The sequence below is a fragment of the Caballeronia sp. LZ019 genome (assembly GCF_031450825.1).
Classification (GTDB): domain Bacteria; phylum Pseudomonadota; class Gammaproteobacteria; order Burkholderiales; family Burkholderiaceae; genus Caballeronia.
In genome coordinates this window covers 44,141-58,780 of the sequence record NZ_JARTVZ010000002.1, presented here as the reverse complement: position 1 = coordinate 58,780, position 14,640 = coordinate 44,141, and the positions used below count along the sequence as shown (strand labels likewise).

The 14,640-nt window shown below is 63.0% G+C and carries 16 protein-coding genes; 10 read left to right on the top strand and 6 right to left on the bottom strand.

Annotated elements, in window-relative coordinates; genetic code table 11:
• Positions 1 to 696 precede the first annotated feature (696 nt).
• Positions 697 to 1,395, bottom strand: coding sequence for a HisA/HisF-related TIM barrel protein (locus P9255_RS03300; protein ID WP_309766718.1), 699 nt, complete (start codon positions 1,393 to 1,395; stop codon positions 697 to 699).
• 13 nt (positions 1,396 to 1,408) lie between these two features.
• Here P9255_RS03300 and P9255_RS03295 point away from each other — a divergent pair, with 13 nt between their 5' ends.
• The 3 genes from P9255_RS03295 to P9255_RS03285 are packed head-to-tail and all read left to right on the top strand — an operon-like array spanning position 1,409 to position 4,126.
• Positions 1,409 to 2,440, top strand: a complete 1,032-nt coding sequence (locus tag P9255_RS03295; RefSeq protein WP_309766717.1) for an ATP-grasp domain-containing protein — start codon at positions 1,409 to 1,411, stop codon at positions 2,438 to 2,440.
• Positions 2,437 to 3,534, top strand: a complete 1,098-nt coding sequence (locus P9255_RS03290; protein WP_309789149.1) for a hydantoinase/oxoprolinase family protein — start codon at positions 2,437 to 2,439, stop codon at positions 3,532 to 3,534. Before P9255_RS03295 ends, P9255_RS03290 begins: the two co-directional genes overlap by 4 nt.
• A 4-nt stretch (positions 3,535 to 3,538) precedes the next feature.
• Positions 3,539 to 4,126 carry an aspartate kinase gene (locus P9255_RS03285; protein WP_309789148.1) on the top strand — a complete coding sequence of 196 codons (588 nt, stop codon included), beginning with the start codon at positions 3,539 to 3,541 and terminating at the stop codon, positions 4,124 to 4,126.
• A 2-nt stretch (positions 4,127 to 4,128) separates the two neighbouring features.
• On the opposite strand, the gene P9255_RS03280 is transcribed toward P9255_RS03285, so the two are convergent.
• From P9255_RS03280 to pqqA, 3 genes are all read right to left on the bottom strand, one after another.
• Positions 4,129 to 4,833 carry a (5-formylfuran-3-yl)methyl phosphate synthase gene (locus tag P9255_RS03280; RefSeq protein ID WP_309766712.1) on the bottom strand — a complete coding sequence of 235 codons (705 nt, stop codon included), beginning with the start codon at positions 4,831 to 4,833 and terminating at the stop codon, positions 4,129 to 4,131.
• 22 nt (positions 4,834 to 4,855) lie between these two features.
• On the bottom strand, positions 4,856 to 5,425 hold the full coding sequence (locus P9255_RS03275) for a DUF447 domain-containing protein (RefSeq protein ID WP_309766711.1): 570 nt from the start codon (positions 5,423 to 5,425) through the stop codon (positions 4,856 to 4,858).
• A 61-nt stretch (positions 5,426 to 5,486) separates the two neighbouring features.
• Entirely contained in the window at positions 5,487 to 5,561 is a 75-nt protein-coding gene (gene pqqA / locus P9255_RS03270; RefSeq protein ID WP_008354335.1) for a pyrroloquinoline quinone precursor peptide PqqA, read from the bottom strand.
• Between the two features lie 320 nt (positions 5,562 to 5,881).
• Between pqqA and P9255_RS03265 the strand changes: the two genes are divergently transcribed.
• The 7 genes from P9255_RS03265 to fba are packed head-to-tail and all read left to right on the top strand — an operon-like array spanning position 5,882 to position 13,888.
• On the top strand, positions 5,882 to 7,372 hold the full coding sequence (locus P9255_RS03265) for a form I ribulose bisphosphate carboxylase large subunit (protein WP_309766710.1): 1,491 nt from the start codon (positions 5,882 to 5,884) through the stop codon (positions 7,370 to 7,372).
• Between the two features lie 27 nt (positions 7,373 to 7,399).
• Positions 7,400 to 7,819 (top strand): ribulose bisphosphate carboxylase small subunit, encoded by a 420-nt coding sequence (locus tag P9255_RS03260; RefSeq protein ID WP_309766708.1) that lies wholly within the window; start codon positions 7,400 to 7,402, stop codon positions 7,817 to 7,819.
• 11 nt (positions 7,820 to 7,830) lie between these two features.
• A complete protein-coding gene (gene cbbX, locus P9255_RS03255; RefSeq protein ID WP_309766706.1) occupies positions 7,831 to 8,748 on the top strand; it encodes a CbbX protein in 918 nt (305 codons plus the stop codon).
• 12 nt (positions 8,749 to 8,760) lie between these two features.
• Positions 8,761 to 9,855: a class 1 fructose-bisphosphatase gene (locus P9255_RS03250; RefSeq protein WP_309766704.1), complete on the top strand. Its 1,095-nt coding sequence runs from the start codon at positions 8,761 to 8,763 to the stop codon at positions 9,853 to 9,855.
• Positions 9,856 to 9,887: 32 nt separating this feature from the next.
• Positions 9,888 to 10,760 (top strand): phosphoribulokinase, encoded by an 873-nt coding sequence (locus tag P9255_RS03245; protein WP_309789147.1) that lies wholly within the window; start codon positions 9,888 to 9,890, stop codon positions 10,758 to 10,760.
• A gap of 32 nt (positions 10,761 to 10,792) precedes the next feature.
• On the top strand, positions 10,793 to 12,835 hold the full coding sequence (tkt, locus tag P9255_RS03240) for a transketolase (RefSeq protein WP_309789146.1): 2,043 nt from the start codon (positions 10,793 to 10,795) through the stop codon (positions 12,833 to 12,835).
• Between the two features lie 15 nt (positions 12,836 to 12,850).
• Positions 12,851 to 13,888: a class II fructose-bisphosphate aldolase gene (fba, locus tag P9255_RS03235; RefSeq protein ID WP_309789145.1), complete on the top strand. Its 1,038-nt coding sequence runs from the start codon at positions 12,851 to 12,853 to the stop codon at positions 13,886 to 13,888.
• Here the strand turns inward: fba and P9255_RS03230 are convergent, their stop codons facing one another.
• A complete protein-coding gene (locus tag P9255_RS03230; RefSeq protein WP_309766842.1) occupies positions 13,889 to 14,266 on the bottom strand; it encodes a type II toxin-antitoxin system VapC family toxin in 378 nt (125 codons plus the stop codon).
• Positions 14,266 to 14,556, bottom strand: a complete 291-nt coding sequence (locus P9255_RS03225) for a hypothetical protein (RefSeq protein ID WP_309766695.1) — start codon at positions 14,554 to 14,556, stop codon at positions 14,266 to 14,268. The genes P9255_RS03230 and P9255_RS03225 overlap by 1 nt, the downstream gene beginning before the upstream one ends.
• Between the last annotated feature and the right edge of the window lie 84 nt (positions 14,557 to 14,640).

The window sequence follows — 14,640 nt, the reverse complement described above, 5'->3', positions numbered from 1 at the left end:
ACTTCGTAGAACATCGGTGGCTCTCAGCTTGACAAAGCCCTGAATCACCCTCCACGCCCACTGACTATTCACGTCCTCCGAGCCCCTTGGCTCGTTAACACCCAACGCGCACTACGCGCTACACACCACCCCGCAGGACCGAACGACAAAGGCAAAGGCAAAGGCAAAGGCAAAGGCAAAGGCAAAGGCAGCGGAGAGCGACGAGACAGCGATGCGCTTGCAACGTGGGTGACCCGATCGCGCAAAGCTTATTGATGTCATTCGTCGATTGGCGCTGGGGGTCATGGCGAACGATTGGTTTTGTCGAGCCAAGGGGCTCGGAGGACGTAAGTAGTCAGTGGGCGTGGAAGGTGATTCAAGGCTTTGTCAAGCTGAGAGCCACCGATGTTCTACGAAGTGGCCGCGCAAGTTAGTGCATTGTGCGGTTCGAAAGAAAAGCTGCTTTCTTTGGTTACTTTCTTTGCAGCGGCAAAGAAAGTGACCCCCGCCCCGGGGAGGGGCGCGCTAATAGACCGACACGAATACAAGCTCCCCGCAAGCAAGCAAGCAAGCAAGAAAGCAAGCCAGCGAGCAAGCCAGCAAGCCAGCAAACAAACAAATGCTCCCGAAACGCAACACACTGTCACCTGCTGCAACAGTAGAACCGCGGCAACGAGCGCACCAAGCAACCCCAGACTGATGGCATAGATATTGAGTTCAGGCGAAGGAAGAAAGCCCAAGCGCCAGCTCATGAACTGCCGACCCAACAAGCCACCCGTGCGCGCCCGCACGACAAGCCTGCGCGAGATCATCGCGATGCCTGACGCCGCCTGCGCCGAAGAGGAGCCGCTGACCTGCCATCGTCCGCACGGCGCGGAGCGTATCGAGGTCCGGCCCCGCACGAGCCCCAACGTGATCCAGCGTCATGACGATGACACGCGCCGGCCAGCAAGCGCTATCGCCATGAAGCGCGCCCAGCGGCCGCCCGCCGTGATAATCGAGCGAAAGCACAGGCTCATATCCCAACGCCGCAGCATCGAGAAAGGCCCCGGCATCGACAAGACTCTCAGTGCCGAACACCGGCACCAGCGATGCGCCCGAATCGCAAACCCCGAACATCGCCCGCACCGATGCGAAGTCGCTGAACCCTGCATCGAGCCAGATCGAAACATCCCGGCCCAGTGCAGCACGAAGCGCAGCAAGCGCACCGAAGTGCGCACCGCGCCCAAGGATCGCGCCGAGATCCGCCACATACAACGTGCGAGAACCCGTCGCGCGAAGCAACGCGCGCGCAACATCGACCGGCTCGCTCGTCGCACACAGCGAAGACCGGATGGGCCGGTAGCGCGAACGCTCGCCGCGCTCCGCACGCACCACCTGACCGTCGAGCAGATCGAGAACCGGTATCACCTGCATGGATGGCCTTCCTTTGATCAAACTATTCGTTTTCGAGTATCTCACCGGAGGCGGCATCGATCCGGATGTCGCCAGCCCAGGCAGTCTCGCCGACCTGAGCGCACTGATCGTCGAAGGCCGCGTGATGCGCGATGCCATCGCATCCGATCTGCGCGCGCTGCCCGGCATCGACGTGACCATCGCCAGTTCGAGCTTCGAACAGATCGATGATCGCTATTCGCATCGACGCGCGCAAGAAGGAGAAGCCATCACCCAGTTCGTATCCCGCATGGCGCGAGAGCACGATTACGCACTCGTCGTCGCACCGGAATGCGACGGCCTGCTGTTGCGCCTCTACGATGCCGTCGGCGCAACACGCTGGCTCGGCTGCGCAAAAGAAGCCATACGCGTGGCGTCCAGCAAGAGCGCGACAGCGGCGTGCCTCGAATCGCACGGCATCGCGACGACGCCCGCCCTCGAACCGGAACAGGCCGCCTTGCCCGATGCAGACCAGTGGGTCGTCAAGCCCGACGACGGCGCAGGCGGTCTCGATACGTACGTCTATCGCAACCTCGACGCCGCGCTGAAAGAATACGAAGCGCGCGCGGCTGCGGGACGCAATCCTGTTCTGCAGCAATGGATCGATGGCGAACCGCTCAGCCTGTCCATCATCTGCGACGATGCAGGCGCACGACTCGTGTCGATCAACCGGCAGCGCATCGGCATGAGCGGCGACACGCAATCGAATCGCAGCGAACGCATCGTTGAATTCGATGGCGTCGATGCCGACTACATCGACCGCGCCAGCATCCAGGGGCGCACGCTCGAGCGGCTTGCCACGCGCGTCGCAGATGCATTGCCGGGGCTGCGCGGTTTCGCGGGCATCGATGTCGTCTGGAATGACGCGCGCGGTCCCGTGGTGATCGAAGTCAATCCGCGCCTCACCGTGGCCTACGCGGCGATCAGCAAGAAGCGCAATCTGGCGGCGCAATTGCTCGCGGCGCATGGTGTGTCAGCCTTCGCACACGATGACACGCGCGTTCGCGCAGTCGGAGCATCGACGTGACGGCGCAGAGCGGCAATGCGCCGGTATTCGGCTGGGACGTGGGCGGCGCGCACGTGAAGGTGTCGATGGCGAGCAGGGGCGCGCTCGTCGATGTCGCGCAATGGGCGTGTCCGTTGTGGCAAGGCATCCCGCATCTGGAACGCGTGATCGAATGTGCGTTCGAACGCTGGCCCTCTGCAGCCCATGCATCCGCGCGCCACGCCGTCACCATGACCGGCGAGATGGTCAACCTCTTTGCGGACCGCGCAGAAGGCGTGCGAACACTCGCACGCACGCTCGCGCAGCGGCTCGGCCCGCGCACGATGTTCTACGGCGGCGAATCGAACTGGCTCGCGCGATCCGCATGTGCCGATGGCTGGCGCAAGGTCGCATCGGCGAACTGGCTCGCAACGGCGCAATGGGTCGCGACGCGCGTGCCTCATGCGCTGCTCGTCGATATCGGCAGCACGACCACCGACATCATTCCGATCATCGATGGCCGCATCGCCGCACGCGGCATGAACGATGCGCAGCGTCTCGCAAGCGGTGAACTCGTGTATCAGGGCGTCGTGCGAACGCCGCTATGCGGCGTCGCGCATCGCATTGTGTTTCGTGGCGAAAGCACCGGCGTGATGAACGAGTGGTTCGCAACGACAGCGGATGTCTATCGTCTGACAGGCGAGTTGTGGGACGCCCACGACCAGCATCCGAGCGCCGACAACGGACCCAAGACCGAAGTTGCAAGCCGTGCGCGCATCGCGAGAATGATCGGACGCGATGCCGGGGATGCAAGCGCCGACGAATGGCGGCGCTTCGCGCTTGCGTGGCGGCATGAGCAATTGCGCACGCTCGAAGCGAGCCTTGTGCGTGTATGCGCGCAGCATGCATCGCTGACGGCTGCGCCCATCGTCGGCGCGGGATGCGGACGCTTTCTCGCGGAAGCGCTTGCTCGGCAGGAAGCGCGCGGCTACATCGACTTCGCGCGCCTGGCGGGCATATCGAATGCGGATGACGAGCGCGCCGAATGGGTTTCGACGTGTGCGCCGAGCGTGGCGGTCGCGTTGCTCGCATCGTCGCCGTCGATCGCGACAACAACGAATCTCGAACGAGGATAAGACCATGTGGGTGGTCAAGATCGGGGGAAGCCTGAGTCACGATCCGGCGCTGCGCGAATGGCTGATGCGGCTATGGGAAGTGGGCGGCGGGCGCGTGGTGATCGTGCCGGGCGGCGGCGATTTCGCGGATGCGGTGCGGCAGTATCAGCGCGAATGGCGCTTCGATGATCTCGCGGCCCACAACATGTGCCTGCTCGCAATGGCGCAATACGCGATCCTCATGCAAGGCATCGTGCCCGATCTCGTGCTGGCGTCGAATGAGGAGCGCATCCGGCGCGCATTGCGCGATGGCCGCGTGGCCGTGTGGGTACCCACCGACCTCATGCGTACGACATCCGATTCGATGACCAACTGGGACACCACGTCCGACAGTCTCGCTGCATGGCTATCCACGACGCTCAACGCCGAGCGTCTCATGCTCGTGAAATCATGCGACGTGGAAGCACAAGCGCCCCTCGACATGCTTGCGGCGAGTGGCGTCGTCAACAGGCGTTTTACTTCTTACGTGCGCGACGCGAACTATCTCGTCGAAGTGTTCAGCAAGGGCGATGCATCGCGCATGAGGGACAGGCTGCTCGCGTTTCAGGCGTGATTTCAGGCATGAACTGCAACGCGCTCGCCGTGCAGGGCGCGCGCCCACCTCTGCACGCGCGAGGGATCGAGCCGGCCGGTGCGCCCGTCGCGTTCATCGCATAGCGCGCCTCTGAAGCCTGCAATGTCCGGTGCGAGCGCGCGAATCTTCTCGAGATCGGACCAGCCGAGCGAACCGGCAAGCGCCGTCATTGCGCCGCGAGAGCGCGCTTGCGCCATGCAGTCCGAAAGCGCCGCCATGTCAACGCAATCGAACAGCGTGCGGCCGTCCTTGTTCGCCGTATCGAACACGATGCCGACGAAGCCGAGTTGCGCAGCGAGCGCGGCAAGCTCGCGGTCCACGCCTTCATCCGACAGCAACACCGGCACGACAGCCGCCGGCAGCCCGGCAAGATGACGCAGGCAATCGGCCGCGTGCTCGCCCGGCGCGACGCCGACCTTTACATAATCGACGCCCGTCGCCGCGACGTCGAGCACGCGATGCGTCATTTCATCGAGGGCATCGTTCGGCAGATCGCCGATCGTCGCGCTGATCGGCCGGACCGCGTACCGCGCGCGCAACGCACGCACGATGAACGCGATGTCCTTCAATGCAACGCCGCCGAGCGCGCCCGCATGCGGTTCCTTCAGATCGATCAGTTCGGCGCCTGCGTGCACGGCATCGAATGCCTCATCGGCCGAGCGGACACTCGCGAGCAATGCGGTCATCGTCGAACTCCAGGGAGATGTGTTACGGATGAAGCGCCTTGGCGCGATGTGCTTCGATGGCTTGCAAGAGCCAGTTCCATGCAGTGCGTTCGTCGTCGCCCGCTGTCTTGTCAACCGCGATGCGCAGATAGGCAATCTCGCTATCCACTTTCTCGGGCGGCAACATGAACAGGCGGCTCACGAGAATCGCGCCCTCGACGATGGCCGCCTGCGCGCGATTGAAGCCGGGAAACGGCGCATGCGTTTCACGATGCACGCATTCCATATGCAATACGGGACGCGTTTCATCGTCGCGGATATCGGCGAGGCGCAGTTCGATATGAGCGAGCGCATTCGCCAGACGCACGCTCGGAACCATCGTGGCCGGGAGCGTGGGCCAGTCGCGCTGAACGCCGGTCACGCAGCCTGCAAAGACGCGCACGTCCGTCGTGAGATTGATGACGGCGCTTTTTGTCGCGACGATGTTGTCGAGCGTCGTGGAAGGGCGAAACGGCGCGAGAATCGCGCGCTCATCTTCGAAGCGCACACCCATCGGCGCGATATGCGGACGCCCGTCGCGGGCCGCGGTCGTCACGATGGTCTCGTAGATCATGATCGAATTCGATGCCGCACGAAGACTTTCATCGATGCATCTTCGTGCGGGCTTATCCGCTTTAGCGTGTGGCGATATACATCGTGATTTCAAAGCCGAAACGCATGTCGGTAAAGCTCGGCGTGGTCCATTGCATGGCTTGTTTCTCCTTGACGAGGTTCGTGCGGCAGCGCCGCCCGTCATACGGACGGCGTTCGCCGCGCAAGCGTTGCAAGCCGCATGCCAAAGGCCGCGAAACGTTCGGCGCTTTCGCATTGTGACGGAAACGCAGCAAAGTGTCCCGTCCGTGCGCGTGACGTTCGATAAGGGATCGCTTAGCCCCTCGCAAGAAATTCGTGAATTCCCAAGCGCCGGGCGCGCGCCTACTCTGCATTCACAGCAAGGCGCAACACCAACGCGACGGTCGCCGATGTTTCAGACGCGTCGTTCCTATCTTCCCCTCGTAAAGGAAACGGAATGAACGACTTCAGCAAGGCTGCCGTCGAGGCGGCGCGCAATCCCGCCGATCCCCGATCACGCTATGCGGCCGGCGTGATGAAGTATCGCGAGATGGGTTACTGGCAGCCCGATTACACGCCGAAAGAGACGGACATCATCGCGCTATTCCGCATCACGCCACAAGCGGGCGTCGAGCCGGAGGAAGCGGCGGCGGCTGTCGCGGGCGAGTCGTCAACTGCGACGTGGACCGTCGTCTGGACCGACCGCCTCACCGCATGCGACATGTATCGCGCGAAGGCGTATCGCGTCGATCCGGTGCCGAATGCGCGCGCCGACGAGCCGCAATACTTCGCTTATATCGCCTATGAGCTGGATCTCTTCGAGGAAGGGTCGGTGGCGAACCTGACGGCATCGATCATCGGCAATGTGTTCGGCTTCAAGCCGCTCAAGGCGCTGAGGCTCGAGGACATGCGTATTCCGGTGGCCTATCTGAAGACGTTTCAGGGGCCGCCCACCGGCATCGTCGTGGAGCGTGAAAGGCTCGACAAGTACGGCAGGCCGCTGCTCGGCGCCACGGTCAAGCCGAAGCTCGGGTTGTCCGGAAAGAACTATGGACGCGTGGTTTATGAAGGGCTCAAGGGCGGCCTCGATTTTCTGAAGGACGACGAGAACATCAATTCGCAGGCGTTCATGCACTGGCGCGACCGCTATCTGTTTGCGATGGAAGGCGTGCATCGCGCGGAAGCGGAGACCGGCGAAGTGAAGGGCCACTATCTGAACGTGACCGCCGGCACGATGGAAGACATGTATGAACGTGCCGAATTTGCGAAGGAACTCGGCTCGTGCATCGTGATGATCGACCTCGTGATCGGCTGGACGGCGATTCAGTCGATGTCACGCTGGGCCCGCAAGAACGACATGATCCTGCATCTGCATCGCGCGGGCCACGGCACGTACACGCGGCAACGCAATCACGGCATCTCGTTTCGCGTGATCGCCAAGTGGCTGCGCATGGCGGGCGTGGATCACGCGCATGCGGGAACGGCGGTCGGCAAGCTCGAGGGCGATCCGCTCGCCGTGCAGGGCTATTACAACGTATGCCGCGAGCCGCGCAACGACGTGGACCTGCCACGCGGCATCTTCTTCGATCAACCGTGGGCGGGCTTGCGCAAGGTGATGCCGGTCGCATCGGGCGGCATTCACGCAGGGCAGATGCATCAGTTGCTCGACCTCTTCGGCGACGATGCGATCCTGCAGTTCGGCGGCGGCACCATCGGGCACCCGCAAGGCATACAGGCGGGCGCAACGGCGAATCGCGTCGCGCTCGAAACGATGGTGAAGGCGCGCAACGAAGGACGCGACATCGTGAACGAGGGCATCGACATTCTCGAAGCCGCCGCGCGCTGGTGCACGCCGCTCAAGCTCGCGCTCGACACCTGGCGCGACGTGACCTTCAACTATGCCTCCACGGATACGCCCGATTTCGCGGTGACGCCGTCCGTGGCCTGACGTTCGACGACAAGCAAGGGAGCCGACATGCATATCACGCAAGGAACGTTTTCATTCCTGCCCGCGTTGAGCGACGAAGAGATCGCCGCGCAAATCGACCACGCACTGAATCAGGGTTGGGCGTGCTCTGTCGAATATACCGACGATCCGCACCCGCGCAATACGTACTGGGATATGTGGGGCCTGCCGATGTTCGACCTGCACGATGCCGCCGGCGTCATGATGGAAGTGAACGCATGCCGCAAGACGTTTCCGCGGCACTACGTCAAGGTGAATGCGTTCGATTCGGTGCGCGGCTTCGAAACGATGCGGCTGTCGTTCATCGTCAACCGGCCCGCTGAAGAGCACGGTTTCCGGCTCGAACGGCAGGACAATCGCAGCCGCGTGCAGCGTTATTCGATCCGCACGTATGCAACGGACCGTCCCTCGGGCGAGCGGTATCGATAAGGAGAACGCTCATGCAGGCCGACGACATCATCGAAGAAGAGCCGCAAACGCGCGCCGATCTGATGGCGCTTTACCGTGAGTCGCGCATCGGCGAAGTGCTCGCGGAGCTGGACCGCGATCTCGTGGGCCTCGCTCCCGTGAAGACGCGCATTCGCGAGATCGCGGCGCATCTGCTCGTGGAGCGGGCGCGGGAAACGCTCGGCATCGCGAGCGGCGCGCCGACGCTGCATATGTGCTTCTCGGGCAATCCCGGCACAGGCAAGACCACGGTTGCGCTGCGCATGGCGCAAGTGCTGCACAGGCTCGGCTATATCCGCCGCAATCAGCTCGTATCCGTGACGCGCGACGATCTCGTCGGCCAGTACATCGGCCATACCGCGCCTAAGACGCGCGAAGTGCTGAAGCGCGCGATGGGCGGCGTGCTGTTCATCGACGAGGCGTATTACCTGTATCGGCCGGAGAACGAACGCGATTACGGGCAAGAGGCCATTGAAATCCTGCTGCAGACGATGGAAAACCAGCGCGACGATCTGGTCGTGATCCTGGCGGGCTACGAATCGCGGATGGAGACGTTCTTTCAAAGCAACCCGGGCTTTCGCTCGCGCATTGCACATCACATCGTCTTTCCGGATTACGAGCCTGACGAATTGGTCAGGATCGCTGAGAGAATGCTCGACGGGATGCATTATCGCTTCGACGACGATGCCCGCCGTGCCTTCGAAGAGTATCTCGCGCGGCGCATCCGTCAGCCGAACTTCGCCAATGCGCGCTCGGTGCGCAATGCACTGGACCGCGCGCGGCTGCGTCAGGCCAACCGCCTTTTTGCAGCAGCGGAACGAGGCAGCGGTCCCGCCGATGCGAACGCGCTGATGCGGCTCGACTCATGCGACATACGCGCCAGCCGCGTGTTCGACGAATCGCCATCCTGAAAGGAGCACGCCATGCAGGACGGACGCACGACGTTGTCGAAATTCCTGATCGATACGCTCGATCGCAAGCCCGGCCCGCATGCGGCCATCGGACTCTCTGCATTGCTGGTGGACGTGGCCGCATCGATCAAGACCATCGCCGCGGCGCTCACGCGCGGTGCGCTCGGCGGGCAGCATGGTTCGGCACAGAGCATCAACACGCACGGCGAAGAGCAAAAGAAACTCGACCTCTTGACCAACGATATCTTCCTGCAGCATTGCGAATGGGACGGCTTGCTGGCGGGCATGGTGTCGGAAGAAATGGACGGCGTCTATGCGGTGCCGGAGCCGTATCCACGCGGCGAGTATCTGCTTGCATTCGACCCGCTCGACGGCTCCTCGAACATCGATATCAACGGCGTCGTCGGCTCCATCTTTTCCGTGCTGAGGAGAAGCGCGTCGCGGCACGACGCACTGAACGAAGCGGACTTTCTTCGGCCGGGAAGCGAACAGGTGGCGGCCGGCTATGCGATCTACGGGCCATCGACGATGCTCGTCATATCCGTCGGCAACGGCACGCATGGCTTCACGCTGGAGCGCGATGTCGGCAATTTCGTGCTCACGCATTCGGACATCTGCATCCCCGACGATTCGTGCGAGTTTGCGATCAACGTATCGAATGAACGCTTCTGGGAGCCGCCCGTGCGACGCTATGTGAAGGAGTGCAAGGACGGTCGCACCGGATGCCGCGCGCAGGACTTCAACATGCGATGGATTGCGTCGATGGTCGCGGAGGTTCATCGCATTCTGATGCGCGGCGGCGTCTTCATGTATCCGCGCGACTTCAAGACGCCGGAGATGGAAGGGCGCCTGCGGCTGCTGTATGAAGCGAATCCGATGAGCTTCCTTGTGGAGCAGGCGGGCGGGCTGTCGATCACCGGCCGCGAACGCATTCTCGATGTGACGCCGCGCGGACTGCATCAGCGCGTGCCCGTCATTCTCGGCTCGCGCAACGAGGTGGCGCGCATTCAGCGCTATCACGGCGAGTATGACCGCGGCGAGGACAAGCCCTTCACATCGCCGCTGTTCAACGAGCGATCCTTGTTTCTGCCCGAGACGCCGATGTGAAACGCATCGAAAAGACATAGGGAGACAGGCGCATGTCAATCAGGCATCCGATCATCGCGGTGACGGGCTCGAGCGGCGCGGGCACCACCACGGTCATGAAGAGTTTCACGCACATTTTTAGGCGCGAGCGCATCAACGCGCAGATCGTCGAAGGCGATGCCTTTCATCGCTATGACCGCCTCGGGATGCGAGAAGCGATGAAAGAAAGCGAGCGCGACGGCATCCTCAACTTCAGCCACTTCGGGCCCGAAGCGAACCTGCTCGAAGAACTCGAACGCCTCTTCCGTGCGTACGGCGAAAGCGGAGGCGGTCAGTACCGGCGCTACATTCACGATGAAGTCGAAGCCGCGCATTTCGGCCAGGACTCAGGCACGTTCACGCCGTGGGAAGACATCGCGCCCGATACCGACATGATGTTCTATGAAGGCCTGCATGGCGCAGCCGTCACGGACAAGGTCAACATCGCGCGCCATGCCGATCTGCTCGTCGGCGTGGTGCCGATCATCAATCTCGAATGGATTCAGAAGCTGCATCGCGATCAGACCATGCGCGGCTATTCGCACGAAGCGGTCGTCGATACGATCCTGCGCCGCATGCCCGACTACGTGAACTACATCTGCCCGCAATTCTCGCGCACGCACGTGAACTTTCAGCGCGTGCCCACGGTGGATACATCGAATCCGTTCACCGCACGCGAAATTCCGCAGCCGGACGAGAGCTTCGTCGTCATTCGCTTTGCGAAGCCCAGAGGCATCGATTTTCCGTATCTGCTCACGATGCTGCACGACTCGTTCATGTCGCGCCCGAACGTGATCGTCGTGCCGGGCGGAAAGATGGGACTGGCGATGCAACTCATCTTCACGCCGATGATTCTTCAGTTGCGCGACCGCCGCGCGCGCGCCTGAGCCGCTTTTTCCCTGCAAATATGGAGGCATTCATGAATGCCGTCGCCGAGGCTTTACCCAGAGCTTTTCGATCTCCCGATACGCGCCAGATGGCGAATGCGCTTCGCATGCTCGCCGTCAACGCGGTGCAGCAGGCGAATTCGGGTCATCCCGGCATGCCGATGGGCATGGCCGAGATCGCCGTCGCATTGTGGAGCCGTCATCTGAAGCACAATCCCGCCGATCCGGACTGGCCCGACCGCGACCGCTTCGTGTTGTCGAATGGTCATGGCTCGATGCTGCTTTACGCGCTCCTGCATCTCACCGGCTATGACTTGCCGATGAACGAACTGAGGCGCTTCCGGCAGATGGGCAGCAAGACGCCGGGGCATCCTGAAGTCGGCGTCACGCCCGGCGTGGAAACGACTACAGGCCCGCTCGGGCAGGGCTTCGCGAACGCGGTCGGAATGGCGCTCGCGGAGACGCTGCTTGCGCGGGAGTTCAATCGGCCGGGGCATGAGATCGTCGATCATCGGACGTATGTGTTCGTCGGCGACGGATGTCTGATGGAAGGCGTGTCGCATGAGGCGGCGTCGCTCGCGGGGACGTTGCGGCTCGACAAGCTCACGGTGCTTTACGACGATAACGGCATTTCCATCGACGGTCGGGTGCAAGGCTGGTTCAGCGACGACACGCCGCAACGGTTCGCGGCTTGCGGATGGCATGTGATCGCTGACGTGGATGGTCAGGATGTCGAAGCAGTCTCGCGGGCAATCGACGAAGCGCGCACATCGGATCGTCCCACGCTGATCTGCTGCAAGACGACGATCGGTCATGGCGCGCCGTCGATGGCCGGCACGCACGATGTACACGGCGCGCCGCTCGGCGCGAACGAAGTGGAAGCCACGCGTCTCGCGCTCGACTGGCCACATGATCCGTTCGAGATACCGGCATCGATTCGCGAGCGATGGGACGCGCGCGATGAAGGTGCGGCTGCGCAACGGGACTGGAAGCGTCGCATGGACGCGTATCGCCACACGTATCCCGAGCACGCCGCTGAATTCGAGCGACGCACGCGTGGCGCGTTACCCGCGAACTGGCGCGATGCCGCGCATGCGCTCGTGCGCGACGCCGGCCGCGCGCGTCAGAGCATCGCGACGCGCAAGGCATCGCAGCATGCCATCGAAGGACTTGCGCGTGTGTTGCCCGAGTTGCTTGGCGGATCGGCGGACCTGACCGGATCGAACCTCACGCGATGGAAGGAGGCGATCGACGTGACCGCATCGCCGGGACGCGGCAATTACATCCACTTCGGCGTACGCGAGTTCGGCATGAGCGCGATTATGAACGGCATCGCGCTGCATCGCGGCTACCTGCCGTTCGGCGGCACGTTCCTCACGTTCTCCGATTATTCGCGCAACGCGCTGCGCATGGCCGCCTTGATGAAGACGCGAACGGTGTTCGTCTTCACGCACGATTCGATCGGCCTCGGCGAAGACGGACCGACGCATCAGCCGATCGAGCATGCCGCGACCTTGCGGCTGATTCCCGGGCTCGACGTGTGGCGTCCGTGCGATGCCGTCGAGACCGCGCAGGCGTGGGTCGGCGCGGTGGAGCGCGACCGTCCGTCGTGCCTGTTGCTGTCGCGTCAGAGCGTGCCTTTCGTGCCGCGCGACGAAGCGCAGATCGACGCGATCGAGCGCGGCGGATACGTGCTCGCCGACTGGCCGGGCTCCTGTGAGCGCGATGCCCGGCGCGTGGTGCTGATCGCGACGGGATCGGAAGTGGCACTGGCGCTGGCGGCCATCGAACCGTTGAAGCGTGAAGGCATACTCGCGCGCGTCGTATCGATGCCGTCCACGACCGTCTTCGATCGGCAATGCCACGCCTGGCGCGAGCGCGTGTTGCCCGATGGCGTGCCGCGCGTTGCCGTCGAAGCGGGCGTGACCGCGTTCTGGCGGCAATACGTCGGCTTGCATGGCGGCGTGGTGGGCATCGACCGTTTCGGCGAGTCCGCGCCGGCGAGCGAACTGTACGCGCATTTCGGCGTGACGACGGAGGCCGTGATCGAACAGGCGCGCCGTGTGGCGGCCTGAACCTGGAGAACGACGATGGCTTTCATCGCCTTGAGGCAGTTGCTGGACCACGCGGCGGAGCACGGCTACGGCGTCCCCGCGTTCAACGTCAACAACATGGAGCAGATCCACGCGATCATGCAGGCGGCTGAAGCCACGAAGGGTCCCGTGATCCTGCAGGCATCCGCGGGCGCGCGCAAATATGCAGGAGAGCCGTATCTGCGGCATCTGGTGCTCGCGGCGGTCGAGGCGCATCCGGACATACCGGTCGTGCTGCATCAGGATCACGGCGCGAGCCCGGCCGTTTGCCAGCAGGCGATCCGCTCGGGCTTCACGTCGGTGATGATGGATGGCTCGCTCATGCCCGACCAGAAGACGCCCGCCGACTATGTCTACAACGTCGAGGTCAGCCGCCGCGTGGTCGATGCGGCGCATTCGGTGGGCGTCTCGGTCGAAGGCGAGCTCGGCTGCCTGGGTTCGCTCGAAACGGGACGCGCGGGCGAGGAGGATGGTGTCGGTGCGCGGGGCGCGCTCGGTCATGACCGGCTGCTGACCGACCCCGATGAAGCCCGCGATTTCGTCGATGCCACCGGCGTCGATGCGCTCGCCATTGCGATCGGCACGTCGCACGGCGCATACAAGTTCAGTCGCGAGCCGACGGGCGATATCCTCGCGATCGACCGTATCGCCGACATACACGCGCGCATTCCGAATACGCATCTGGTGATGCACGGGTCGTCTTCGGTGCCGCAGGAATGGCTCGATGTGATACGCGAGCACGGAGGTGAGATTCCGTCAACTTATGGCGTGCCGGTGGAGGAAATCCGGCGCGGAATTGCGAATGGCGTGCGGAAGGTGAACATCGATACCGACATACGCCTTGCGATGACCGGTGCCATGCGGCGCGCGATGGCGTCGAGCAAGTCGGAGTTCGATCCGCGACATGCGCTGAAAGCGGCGACGGCGGCGGCGCGCGATCTTTGCATCGACCGGTTTCGCGCGTTCGGATGCGAGGGGCAGGCGCAGCGGATCAGGCCGCTGGCGATGGAGGCGATGGCCAAGCGGTATGGGTGATCAGACCGGCACCGGTTCGTTGACATATTCGGCAAGTTCGCCATCGACTGTCAGAAACTTGAGCTGTTCGGTACGCGCCTGAGCGACCAGGAGCCGATCGAACGGGTCGCGGTGCAGGTGGGGCAACGCACGCACGGCTCTTGCGTGCGCGAGTCGAACCGTCAGTTCGATGAAGCGATGCGCTTCGAACTCGTGGATGCTTCGTGCGGCGTTCGGCTCGAGCTTGCCGCGCGCCGCCTTGATCGACAACTCCCAGATACTCGCCGTGCTGACATAGACCTGCTTCGCTTCGGCAATCTCTTCGCGCATGTCGACCGGCAGCTTGCGATTCCTCGTCACGCTGCAGATGTAGATGTGGGTGTCGAGCAACAGGCGCATCATCGGCCCTCGAGCGCGGAAACGATGTCGTCCGGCAACGGTTTGTAGAACTCGTCGATGATGTCGTCCGGCAGAGGCTTCACGACTTCATCTTCGAGCACGCTGTCGTCCACGTAACCTACGACGATCGAACCGCAGGTTTCGGGGTCGTCGCCGAGGTTGCCGACCGCCCGTACGCGGTGAAGCAGGACGGGATGCTCGCCGCCGATCGCGACGTCTTTTCCTTGCGCCACCATTTCGAGAATCTTCGGCAAATCCTTCTGCGCCTCTTCGACGTTGAAAATGTACATGGATACTCCGTATAACTAACAAGAAATCCCATCCTAACCGACTCCTCCACACCCGCCAATATGCCGCACGGCCAATTGGGAGCT